Genomic DNA, 12,309 nt, shown 5'->3' with positions numbered 1-12,309 from the left:
GCGGGATCAGGCGGTCGCTGTTCGGGCGGATGGCGGACGCAGCCGGTCGCGGATCGCTTCCAGCTGTTCGCCGTGTTCGACGCGGGGCGCACAATAGATAGCGGGCCGGCGGGGCTGCCCGGGGTAGAGCCGCTCGAACTCGGCGGCGTTCTCGAACATGCGGCGGCTGTCGTCGTCCACGAAGCTTTCGGACGCCGCACCCTCGGCCAGGATCACGTCGTGGCTGTCGAGCTCGAGATGGATGTATTCCACCGTCGTCACCGTGCGGGCCTGGGTGATGGTCTGGCCGTTCACCAGCGCCGACGCCGGCACCAGCACGCCGTCCAGGAACATCGCGTGCAGCGGAGATACCACCAGCGCCCGCCGCGGCACCGACACCCCGCCCGCGTCGGTCCCCAGCGAGCCGGGCTCGAACGTGACGGGCAGCATGTCGAAACGGTTGGCCAGGAAGCGGCCGTCATAGGCGCGCCGGCCGATCCAGCGAAGCGGGCGCGCAACGCCGCTCACGGTGACCAGCCGGTCGCCGATCGCCAGCTGTTCCACCGGAACCTCGCCCGTGTCGGTCAGGATCAGCGTGCCCGGGCAGTAGCAGGGCGATCCCTGCTCCACCTCGATATAGGTGCCGCCGCCGAACGAGCCGCTGACCACGAAATAGTCGCTGGAGTAATCGCCCGTCAGCTGCAGGTCGATCTCGATGCCGCCGAGCGACACGTGCAGGATGTCGGTTGCCGCATCCAGCGTCGCCGTGGCGGTCGAGGTGGCGTTGTAGCCGTCCAGGAGTACGGTGGCGCCCACGGCCAGGCTGAGGCCTGCCGTCTCGGCCGTGATGTCGCTGCTGGAGCCCACGAACTGGATCGTGCCGCCGCTGCCGACCGAAACATCGCTGGCCACGCCACCGATTTCCAGGATCGCCTGGCCATGCGCCACGGAAAGGCCGGAGACCACGCCTTCCACGACCTCCTCGCCGCCAGCCACCGTCACGTTGCGGCTGATGCCGCCGCTGAGCACGACCTCGACGCCGGAATCGTCCAGGACCGTGCCCGACGCGACGCCGCCGGAAAAGATGTCCTGCTCGCTCGAATACTGGTTGCTGTTCGCGCCGATCACGTCGCCGAACGCCGATCCGTGGTCTTCCACGGCGATGTAGCCGCCCTGGCCCGGCGTCCCGTTGCCGAGGATGAAGAACTCGTGCGAGCCGATGAGCTGCACGTCCGAGATCACGCCGCCGGACAGCGCGATCATCTCGCCGGCCGAGAACACCACGCCCGAGACGCCGGCGCCGTCGTAGCTGCCGATATTGTCCACCGTCATCTGGATGACACCGGTGGACACCACGATGCCGCCATCGAGCGTGACGCCGGTCGTCGTCGCACCGCCGGCGACGGCCAGGATGCCGCCGCTGGAGACCGTGACGCCTTCGGCCGAGCCGCCGGAGTCCACGAAGAGCAGGCCGCCACCATCGATCGCGGCGCCGGACACGGCGCCACCTTCGCGGACGAACACCGAGCCGCTGGAGACGGTCTCGTCGACCGAGGTGCCACCGTCGAAGACGCGCTCCATGCCGCCGCTGCCGACGAAGGTGCCGGACGCCAGGCCGCCGCTGGCCTCGAAGCTCACGCCACCGCCGACGACGGTCGCGCTGCTGAGCGTCCCGCCCTCCGCGTTCAGCTGGGCGAAGGCGCCGGACACGAAGGCATTCACGGCCGTGCCACCCGCCACCACCGTCTCGCCTCCGGTGGACTGGATGATGTCGCCGCTGGTCAGGCCGCCTTCCACGGCAATGGATCCGCCGGCCGCCGCGGTATCGTCGATGCCGATGCCGCCGCTCAGGATCGCGACCGTGGCGTGATCCGAGACGGTGACCGAGGTCAGCGTCCCGCCGGAGTCGACCAGGCTGTCGAGGAGACCCGCCACGTCGACGTTGGTGGCTGAACCTCCCGCCGAGACCACGATCGAGGTCACGCCGCCATCGCCGATGTTGGTGTTCTCGACCAGTCCGGACGCATAGACCTGCACGGTTCCGCCGCCGGACGCGTAGGAGAGCGTGCCCCCTGCGAGGACGTAGGCGGTGCCGCCGGACAGGAACGTTCCGCTGAGTGCCTTCGGGTCGTAGATGATCCCGGACGTGCCTTCATCCACGAGCACGCCCGTCGATACGACCGAACCGCCATCGGCGACGATGCCCGCCACCGTGGAGCCGGACAGGGCGATCACGTAGCCGCCCGAGTCCAGCGTCGCGCCGGACAGGGTCGAGCCGGACTCGAGCAGTACCAGGCCGGCCGAGGCCACCGTGCCGCCATCCGCCTGGCCGCCGGCGGACAGGGCCATGAAGCCGCCGGCTTCGGTCGTCGTGCCGCTGGCGAGGCCGCCGGACAGCACGTACTCCTGGCCGGAGAGATCGGTGCCGATCGTCTCGCCGCCGACGAACACGTACTGCTCGCCGCCGGACGCAACGGTCGTTGCCGATGCGACGCCGCCATCCTCCACCACCTGGAACCCGGATGCGAACAGCTGGGTGGCGAGGCTGCTGCCGCCGGACACGAACTGCTCGCCCCCCGCGGACACGAACGCGGACACCGCCAGGCCCCCGAAGGCGACGGTCTGGAGGCCTTCACGAAGCACCGTCGTGCCGCTGTCGACGCCACCGCTCAGGATCGTTTCAGCGCCAAGCTCGCCGAGCGACAATGCGTGGCCGACGCCGCCGGCCGAAATCCGGATCACGCCGCTCGCCGAGACGACGTCGTAGCTGGCGCTGCCGCCGGAGGTGACGTCGACCGCGGCGCCGAGAAAGCTCACCGAGCCGCTGTCGAAACTGCCCCCGTCCAGCACGACGATGTCGGTGAAGCCGCCCGACACCGCGGTCAGGCCGGACCCGACATAGGAGACGCTGCCGTTGCTTGCGAACACGATCTCGCCGGTGGAGACCACCAGCCCGCCGGGGTCCACGGTCGTGCCGCTGACGCTGCCGCCGCCATACACGGCGATGATGCCGCCGGACGCCACGGTGTCGCCCACGGCCGTTCCGCCGGACACGATCATCAGGCCGCCCGACGCGATCGTGGTGCCGCTGTCGGTGCCGCCGTCGTACAGCAGGCCGCCGGACTGGACGGTGCCGCCCTCGAGCACGCCGGCGCCGACTGTCCCGCCTGCTCCCGAGACCTGCAGCACGCCGCCACTCTCGACCACCACCGCGGACCCGACCGCGCCTGCGTCGATCAGCGCCGAACCGCCGCTTCCGATCGTCAGCTGTCCGACCTGCGCGCCGTCGCCGGCGAGGAGGCTGCCGCCCGAGGCGATCGTATCGGACGTCGCCTGGCCGCCCGACAGGATCTGGGAGCTGCCGGCAATCATGTCGCCCACGGCGCTGCCGCCGGAGAGCACGAGCTGTTCCGCGCCCGATCCGATCAGCGAGCCGCTATCGGTGCCACCCTGCAGGAATTCGATCGTGTTGGAGAGGAACTCGGCACCCGAGATGACGCCACCGGCAAGGACGGTGCCGATCACCGTCACCGCCGCGCCGCCCGACACGACGGCGCCCTCCAGCACCGTCCCTGAACTGACGATGAAGCTCGAGTTGAGGGACGCAGCTGCGGATTTTTCGGTCATCGTGCTTTCTCGGACTGTGGCTGTTCTTGCGGCGTCGTCTGCCGAACGTTACGGGTTGCTGCTGGTCTGCGGGATGCCGGCAGGCGTGGCGCCGGACGCGCCGACGAGCCGGTAGATCACCGGAGTGCCGTTGCCGACGGTGTAGTTGTAGTAGGCGCCGCCGGTGTTCACCGGCTGGTTGTTGGTCACCACGCCGTCATAGCCCGGGATGTTGCGGTGATAGACCGTGGTCGCCTTGGCCGTGCCGTTGGAGCCGGCGCGGGTCTGCGCCTGGCCGAGCGCGTAGAGATACGGGTTCAGGTTGCCCATGCGGCCGTACTGCTCGACGAGCAACGCGACGGCGCCGGCGAACTCCGGCGAGGCCACGCTGGTGCCGATCAGCCCGGCGAACGAGCCGTCGATCGCGACGACCACGGAGGAGCGATCCGTATTGCCGTTGCCGTTCAGTGGCGAGTTGCCGCCGTTGCAGGGCGTCTGTGACTCGCCGCCCGGGCAGCCGCCGACCTGCAGGCCGATATCCGGCAGCGCGCGGTAGCTGGTCGAGCCGGTGTTGATGCCTGTCGTGCTCTGGTAACTCGGCTTGGCGAAGAGGGTCGAGACGCCACCACCGGCACCCCAGTAGCCGCCGCTCAGGGTCGCGCCGACGCCGTACGGATCGTTCGGGATGAGCGGGTCGCCGTACGCGTTCTCCTTGACGTAGGTCGAGTCCAGCGACGTGGCGCTGGCGTTGGTGACGACGTTGGTGCCGCCGACGGCGGTGACGTTCGGATCGGCCGCCGGAACCGACACGCCCTTGAGGAATACGCCGTTGGTGCCGTTCGCGACGTAATTGACGCTGGGACATTCCAGCCCGGCATTGTCGCCCGAGGAGGCGAGGAAGGTGATGCCCTGGGCGTTGCCCTGCAGGAACAGCTCGTGCTCCAGCGTGAGCGTCGCCGTCTCATCAACGCCGTCATTGTAGGCGGCGGTGTAGGTGAGCTCGCAGCCGCCGAACGAGGACGACACCACGTCGGCCTGGTTGTCGGCGATGACCCTTGTGTAGCCATCGATGATGTTCTCGTCCGAAAGCGACGGCACCTCGTAGAGGATCACGTGCGAGCCCGGCGCACCGGTCAGCGCTTCCTGCACATCGAGCGACGCCTCGTCGAGCGCGTCCGAGCCGGTGTTGGAGCCGCCATCCACCGCGACCCGCTTGTAGAGCGTCGGATTCCGCGATTGCCCGGAGTGCGCCTTGAAGTTCTCGTGGTTGAAGACCGCGGCGACGTCGCTGTCGTAGATGTCGGACGACATCAGAATCCCGATCGTGGCGCCGGTGCCGTCCAGCCGCTGCTTCTTGCCGCCGACCGTGATCATGGTCTGGTACGACGGATACTGGTACGCCTGCTTCAGGTCGTCGTACCAGTAGCTGCCGGTGGTGCCGTAGCGGTTCTTCGGATTGGCCAGGGTGGCGGACGACACGTTCACCCGGCGCGACAGGGTGTGCGCCTCGTGCGGATCCGCACTCAGGCCCAGCACGGTGCCGCCGAGCGCCTGCAATGCCTGCGGCAGCGCCGGTCTCGACATCGCAAAGACATGCACGGTCCCGGCGGGCGTGCGGCCACGCACCAGCGACGTGCCGAGCAGGGCGGTCACCTGCGTCCCGCTGCCGGTCGCACGCAGCGACCGGCCGGTGGTCGCCACCGACAGGCCGCGCGCCCGCAATGCTGCTTCCGCCTGCTGCACGGCGGCGGCAGTCGGACCGAAGCGCTGCTGCACCTGGTCCGGGGTCAGCCACTGGTGGAAGCTGGCCGAGGACGGGTCGTGCTGCTGCGCCACGAGGGCTTCCAGGCCCGCCTTGTCGCGCAGCGGCAGCACCAGGCTGAACGCGACGGTCTCGCCCGGAGACACGCCGCCGACCAGCGCCATCGGCGCCGCTTCGGCTTCGGAGCCGGAGCCGGCCCCGAAGCAGGAAAGCAGCGCCAGCATCGCGACACCTGCGCCGAGAACGGTGGACAATCTCATGATGAGCTCCTGGAGGGTTCTGGAACCGGCCCTGGACCGGCGGATCGTTCGGAAGCGGCTGCGTCGATCGCCCTGATCACCTGCTGTCCGGTGATCAGCCGCGTGCATTCGAATTGCCGCGGCGTGTTGGCGTGCCTTGGGCACCACAGGAAATCGTGGTGGTCGAAACGCTCGCGCGGATCGTTCCAGCACGAGTTGCAGCCATGCCAGTTGATGACCCGGAACGGGGTCGCGAACTCGTTGGTCGGATGGGTGAAGCCGCTGATCAGCACGACCGGCGTTCGCGCCGCCCAGGCCAGCCAGGACAGCCCGCTCGACAATCCCACGAACAACGCCGCGTGCTGCAGCCAGCGCGCGCGTTCCGCCAGCGGCCGGTCGCCGGTCTGGTCCTCGGCGCCATGCGGGATGTGGTTCCAGACGATGCCGGTGCCGTGCACCGCTTTCTGGTCGATGCAGATCACCCGGTATCCGGCCTGCTTCAGGTGCGCGATCACCTCGCGCCAGCCGTTCGGGTTGTTCCAGTATTTGCATTGCGACGAGCTCTGCGCCGCGATGCACACATACGGCTCCTCGATCGGACGGCCGCCGGGTGCGGTCACGATGCGCGGGATCTCCTCGGCGGGATCGACGCCCAGGATGTAGCCGGCGGTGCGGTGCAGCCCGACCAGGCGAAAATCGGTCGGCTGGTGAATACTTTCCTTGTCGTCGAAGAACAGGCCGAGCGAGTAGGTGGCGTAGGCCTGCTCTGCCAACTTGCGCGCAACGACGTCCTCGTGGCTGACGAACTCGATCTCCGGGTAGGCGTCGCGGAACAGCGGGATGATCAGCGCCGACATCGCACACACCACCCGCGCGCGTCGCTCGGCGGCGAAGCGGGCGGCGTATGGAAACCAGCCGATGGTGTCGCCGAGCGTGCCGACCGGAAACTGGATCAGCACGGGTTTTCCGGCAGCGTCGTACTCGTGCGCCAGTACCGGAGGCGAGCCTTCGGGCTGGCCCAGGTCCCACGCCTCGATGCCGATCCGCACGTAGTAGCGCTTGGCCGACAGGACCATCGCGCCGCTGTTCTCGTTCTGGAACAGGATGTTTCCGGTATCGAGGTCGCGCAGCCGCACTCGCCAGCGCCGCCCGGTGGGAAGCTGCACACGGGCGCCGGCATTGAAGTCGAAGCGGATGCCCTCGGCGCCGGTCTGCGTCGGCACGGAAGCCGGGGCAGGGAAGGCCGGCTTCTTCTGCGCCGCCCCGGGCGCGTCGCCGGAAGCAGGCTCGGCCGGCGGCGGCGGCATGATCGCGGTCACTGGAACGACCGCCCCCGCCTCCCGCAAGCCCGCCTCGCCCAGCCCCGCCTCGTCCAGCTTGGCCTCTCGCGAGCCGGCATCTTCATGATCCGGGGCGATCGGCCCGCCGCCGTCAGCCGGTGACCAGGAGCCGGTGGACATGTCCGCGGGTGCGCCAGGAATCCAGGCCATCGATCAGGGCTCCCAGCCGAAACGTGGAAACATCCAGCCGAGCCGCGCGAGGATCACCGCGTTCATGTCCTCGTCGAGGGTATCCCGCCAGCCGCCGGTGGTTCCCCGGCGCATGAAGGCGTCGGATCGCTCGACGCCGCGCGCCCGCCCGCCGCTCAGCCGCTCGAAGGAGGATCGCTCGACGCATTGCGCGGTGATCTCGGGATCGTCCGAAACGCCGAGAAACCGGAACGCGCCGGCCAGCAGCCCTGCCGTATCACGCAGCAGGCCCTCGTAGGTGAGCAGCAAACACGATCTCGGGTCGGCGGCCGCAATGCGAAACATCGAGCGCGCGCCGTCATCCATCGCATCGAGCGACATGCGCACGAATTCCGGCTTGCGCGCCGACATGTCCTGGTCCGGGTGCACGCGCTGGATGAAGGCGTGCCAGGCCGAGGCCAGCACATCGCGCGGATCGCGTGCGATCGCGATCAGCCGCGCATCGGGCAGCAGGTGCTTGAGGCGGGGGAACAGGAACACGTTCTCCGGGGTCTTCTCGCCCACCGCGCGGCAGCCGGCGCCGCCGTCCGGCCGCAGCCGCATCTGCCGGTCCAGCGCCGCGAGGATGCCGGTGCCGAGCAGGAGTTCGCAATCCTCGTCCCCCGGGATCGGATACCCGCCGGTATGGGCGAACAGCTGCTCGTTCTTGCCGGCGATGGCGACGCCGCGATCCTTCACCATCGCCTGCAGCGGCAAGGCCAGATGTTGCCAGAACAGCCCTTCGCCCCGGCACGAGATTTCGGGATGCCCGTCGAGCAGGTGCTGCAGCCAGGTGGTGCCGGACCGCGGCGCGCCGCCGACAAAGAACAGCTGCCGCTCGGCCACGTCCCGCAACCGGTCGAGCCTTCGCGTCATGTCCAGCGCGACGGGGGCGGCGGCGTGCGTCACTGCGTTCATGCCGCACTCGCTGCCGCGGCGGCCGGCCGGCAGCCGTCGATCGCCGTCTGTAGCGCGTCCCGCACGGTTGCGCGCCCGTGACGCCGACGGATCAGCCGCAGACCTTCGGCGCGTGCCGTCGCATGCAGGCCGGCGTCGGCATGCAGGCGGCAGATCCGGTCGGCCAGCGCCTCGGCCTCATCGGCGACCAGCGCCTCCCGCAGCGGCGCCGACAGCGTCAGCCCTTCCGCAGCCAGGGCCGTCATGAGGCAGGGCACCCCGGCGCCAAGGCTGTTCAGCACCTTGCCCTTGATGCCGGCGCCGAAGCGCAGCGGTGCCGCGGACAGCCGCACCCGACGCCAGAGGGGCGCCAGATCGGCAACGTGGCCGAGGATCTCCACACCGGGACGGCCCAGCGCGTGGATCCGCGGCGTGATGTCGCTGCCGGCCAGCAGGCACGGGATGCTCGGATCGCGGGCCCAGACCAGCGGCATGATGGTTTCCACCAGCCAGCAGGCCGCATCCTCGTTCGGCGCGTGCCCGTAATGGCCGATGAAGGCGACGCCGGCACGCGACGTGAAATCGGGTCCGCCCGCTGCATCGACCGCCTCCTCGTCGACGGCGACCGCCCAGGGCACCTCATAGACGGCGGCGGCGGGGACCGCGCGACGCAGCAGATCGGCCTCGACCGGCGAATGGGTCAGCACCGCATGCGCCTGCCAGGCGGCCGTGCATTCCTCCAGCCTGAGCCGGTGGCTCAACCCCAGCAGCTCCGGTCGCCGCTCCGCCTTGGCCTGCCGCGACAGGCGCACATGATGCAGGTCGGCCACGCTGTAGATCAGCCGCGCTGCCGGCATGTGCCGCCGGGCGAGCGCCATATAGGCAGAGGCGGTCGCGATCCGGTGCAGATAGACGACGTCGAAGCAGTTTGCCTGCCGGCGCAGCAGATCCTCGACCGAGCCATAGACGGGCGCGCCACAGACCGTGACGCCCTGCTCGCGGAGCCGCTGCGCTGCCGGCCCGTCGGTGTGGACGTCCTCGGTGGCGGCGAAGCTCACCGCGTAACCGAGCTCCTGCAGCGCCTGCATGTGCGACAGCAGGGCCTGCGACCCGGCATCCCGGTCGGCCGATGGCGTACGCTCGTCGATCACCAAGGCACGACGCATCGGCTGTGATGCATCCGCGTGGGGGCCCTGCAGCCGCCGCTCCCGGTGCGTCCGGTCCCGGGCTACTCGGCTGGCATCGTCGTCGGCCATCTGCTGGCGCACGCGGTCCGCCTCGGACAGCAGGAACGACAGCACCCGATTGCGATCCGGGGCGCCGGCGAGGCTGCCGACCGCGTCGGCCACCACCTTTTCCAGGGTCCCGTCGAACGCGGTTGCCGGCTCGATCGCGACCGGTGAGCCGAGCAGCTCGCGGTGGCTGTTCTCGATGCGGACGTGCAGCACGTGGCGGCTGCGCGGCGACAGCTCGGCCGGCAGCTCGACCTCGAAACCATGGCGTCCGCTGCCGATCCCGGCTGCCGCGAGGTCGTGGCGATAGGCGTTGGCGACCACCCGTACCAGCAGGTGACCATCGGCAAAGACCTGCACCGCAACAGGATGGTTCGGCTCGAGGCGGTTCCACGCCCAGCCCTTGATGAGGCCGCGCTCCACCCTGTCGAGGTGACCGTAGCGGCCATCCTCGACCTCCGCGTCGGCCAGCACCGGCAGGACGTGCGGGCCCGATCCGTCCGCATCGTCCGCCGCCGGATCGAGAAACACCGGCGATGAACCGAGCTCTGCCCCGCCCAGCACCCGCTGCACCTGGATCACGTGGCGCACTCGCGGATCGAGGCCGCCCGGCACGGCGAACTCGAAGGCGTGGCGGCCATCGCCGATGCCCGTCACGACAAGATCGGGCCGCAACAGGTCGGCGTCGACGATGCCGATGGTGCGGCCGTTATCGAGGATGCGGAGCCTGGCGACGGCGCCATCCGGCTCGCGCGCCCAGCCGCGGATCATCTGGTGATCGACCTGGTCGAGATGGCCATCCAGCGGTGTCCGGCCGGCCGGTGCGACCGGCGCGGCGGACCTGGCGCGGACGGCCAGGCGCTCGCGCAGCACCTCCAGCGCCTCGCCGGCTTCCAGATGCGGGGCGCAGTAGCGTGCCGGCTGCGGCACCGCCTGCGGGTAGAGCTCGGTATATTCGCCGGCATTGTGGAACATGCCGCGGCTGCCATCGTCGATGAAGCTTTCCGCGGGGGCATTCTCGGCCAGCAGGATGTCGTGCTCGTCGAGCTCGAGGTGGAAATACTCCACGGTATCGATGGCACCCGCCTGCCGGATGCTGCTGCCGTTGACCAGCAGCATCGCCGCAACCAGGTGGCCATCCAGGAACAGCGCGTGCAGCGGAGACACGAACAGGTCCCTGCGCGGAACACCGTCGGCGAGCGCGCCGGCGCGCACCATCACCGGCAGGATGTCGCTCTTTCCGGCAGCGAAATCGCGATCGTAGGAGCGGCGTCCGATCCAGCGCAGCGGCCGCATCGCGCCCGACGCGGTGACCAGCATGTCGCCGATGCGCAACCCCTCGACCGGTACGTCGCCGGTGTCTGTCCGGATCAGCGTCCCGCGGCCGTAGCACGGCGTGCCCTCGGCGGTGATGATCGTCGCGCCATCGGCGGCGTCGGACAGCCGGAAATACAGGCCGTCATAGCTGCCCTGGAGTGCGACATCGACGCTCCGGCCACCCTCGGTGACGACGAGGGTGTCGGTGTCGGCGTCCAGCACCGCCTGGCCGCCGGACGCGAAGGCCAGGTCGTCGAGCTGGATGCCTCCCCCGGACAGCAACATCGTCGCCAGTGCCAGGCCGCCTGCGGACACCACCTCCAGGCCGCCGGACGAGACCACGGCGCCGCTGGCCGCGGCACCGGAAGAGATCAGCAGGAAGCCGCCCGATCCGACCTGGGTGTCGTCAGCGACGCCACCGGCCGACAGGACGAGATAGCCGCCGGACTCGACCGTGTCGCCGATCGTTTCCGCGCCGAACGACGCGGTCTCCACGCCGCCGCCCGAGATCACGCCGCCACTGGCGACCGCCCCGTTTCCCAGCGCCTCGGTGCCGCCGTTCTCGACCGTGGTGCCGAGAGCGGCGCCGCCGGACGATACGGCGAGGTAACCACCGGACGAGACGATCGCCCCCTGGGCAAGCCCGTTCGAGAGCACGTAGGCCTCGCCGCCGTAGCCGATCGTCGTGCCGCTCGCGGTCCCGCCAGCCGAAACGATCTCGTATCCGCCCGAATCGACGACCGTTGCGATGGAGGTGCCGCCGGCGGACAGGACCTGCATCCCGAACGCGCCGATCGTGGTGCCGGAGGCGACGCCGCCCGACAGCACGATCTCGGTTCCGCCCGACGAGATCACGTCGTTTCGCGTTATGCCGCCGGCCGAGACGCGGATGTAGCCGCCGCTCGAGACCGTGCCGCCGCTGGCCTCGCCGCCGGCCGAGACGACCAGGTAGCCGCCGCTGCCGATGCCTGCCGCGATGCTGTCGCCGCCGCTCAGGACGGTCTCGATGCCGCCGCTGTCGATCATGGATGCGGATGCCACGCCGCCGGCAGAGATCGTGTCGAAGCCGCCGGAAACAAAGGTGTCCTGCGCCATTCCGCCCGACATCACGAGCTGCGTACCGCCGGCGGACAGTACGGAGGCGCTCGCCGTGCCGCCGGCGGAAATGGACAGGTAGCCGCCCGCCCGCACCTCGGCTTCGTACGCCAATCCGCCGGACAGCACGAACGCCTCGCCGCCCGACGCGACGATCGTGTCGATGGCGGTACCGTCCGAATAAACGAATTGCGCGGCCAGTGCTCCGACCGAGGTCGCGATCGCAGTACCGCCGGCCGATACCACCTCGGTCGCGAAGGCGAGCAGCGTCGTGTCGAGGCCGTCCCCGGCGATGATGTCGCTGCCGCCCGACGAGACGAGTGCATTCAGCGTCAGCCCCCCGTACAGGACGTCGAGCGTGTCACCGGGAGCCACCACGACGCCGGAAACACTCGTACCGGAACTGACAAACTGGTTCGTCATCGATCGGATCCTCGAAGCGTGTTCCCTTGACTGCCGCAGACCAGTGCGGTGTGCGGCATTCCGGGTTCGGATTGGATTTGCTTCGTCGGACCACCCCATCCGATAGTCCGAATGGCGGGCAAAGCATCGGGTCAGTCCGTAAACGGGACGTTCGACCTCGCGCCTATGGCGTGGTGGAAATGGCCAGACGATCTGGCCGTATTAATCAGGAAGTTCCAGGCAAACGTCTAAGAGTATCCAGTTGCCCACAC

General features: G+C 69.6%; 5 protein-coding genes. All 5 read right to left on the bottom strand.

The annotated features are described in order from the left end of the window. Positions 1-6: 6 nt before the first annotated feature. Positions 7-3,606: a Hint domain-containing protein gene (locus ACOEQ2_RS07790; protein WP_419730805.1), complete on the bottom strand. Its 3,600-nt coding sequence runs from the start codon at positions 3,604-3,606 to the stop codon at positions 7-9. 48 nt (positions 3,607-3,654) lie between these two features. Continuing rightward, on the bottom strand, positions 3,655-5,607 hold the full coding sequence (locus ACOEQ2_RS07785; protein WP_419730804.1) for a S53 family peptidase: 1,953 nt from the start codon (positions 5,605-5,607) through the stop codon (positions 3,655-3,657). Beyond that, on the bottom strand, positions 5,604-6,893 hold the full coding sequence (locus tag ACOEQ2_RS07780; protein ID WP_419731164.1) for an autotransporter strand-loop-strand O-heptosyltransferase: 1,290 nt from the start codon (positions 6,891-6,893) through the stop codon (positions 5,604-5,606). Before ACOEQ2_RS07780 ends, ACOEQ2_RS07785 begins: the two co-directional genes overlap by 4 nt. Positions 6,894-7,079: 186 nt before the next feature. Then, positions 7,080-8,012 (bottom strand): sulfotransferase, encoded by a 933-nt coding sequence (locus ACOEQ2_RS07775; protein ID WP_419730803.1) that lies wholly within the window; start codon positions 8,010-8,012, stop codon positions 7,080-7,082. Next, positions 8,009-12,058, bottom strand: a complete 4,050-nt coding sequence (locus ACOEQ2_RS07770) for a Hint domain-containing protein (protein ID WP_419730802.1) — start codon at positions 12,056-12,058, stop codon at positions 8,009-8,011. The genes ACOEQ2_RS07775 and ACOEQ2_RS07770 overlap by 4 nt, the downstream gene beginning before the upstream one ends. Between the last annotated feature and the right edge of the window lie 251 nt (positions 12,059-12,309).

Source organism: Lichenicola sp., from assembly GCF_965198575.1.
Lineage (GTDB): Bacteria > Pseudomonadota > Alphaproteobacteria > Acetobacterales > Acetobacteraceae > Lichenicola.
This window is presented reverse-complemented; position numbering and strand designations above follow the sequence as displayed.

Excerpts from the sequence above, each read along its gene's own strand:
- ACOEQ2_RS07770 (WP_419730802.1), bottom strand. The coding sequence starts at position 12,058 with ATGACGAACCAGTTTGTCAGTTCCGGTACGAGTGTTTCCGGCGTCGTG.
- ACOEQ2_RS07775 (WP_419730803.1), bottom strand. The coding sequence starts at position 8,012 with ATGAACGCAGTGACGCACGCCGCCGCCCCCGTCGCGCTGGACATGACG.
- ACOEQ2_RS07790 (WP_419730805.1), bottom strand. The coding sequence starts at position 3,606 with ATGACCGAAAAATCCGCAGCTGCGTCCCTCAACTCGAGCTTCATCGTC.
- ACOEQ2_RS07780 (WP_419731164.1), bottom strand. The coding sequence starts at position 6,893 with ATGCCGCCGCCGCCGGCCGAGCCTGCTTCCGGCGACGCGCCCGGGGCG.
- ACOEQ2_RS07785 (WP_419730804.1), bottom strand. The coding sequence starts at position 5,607 with ATGAGATTGTCCACCGTTCTCGGCGCAGGTGTCGCGATGCTGGCGCTG.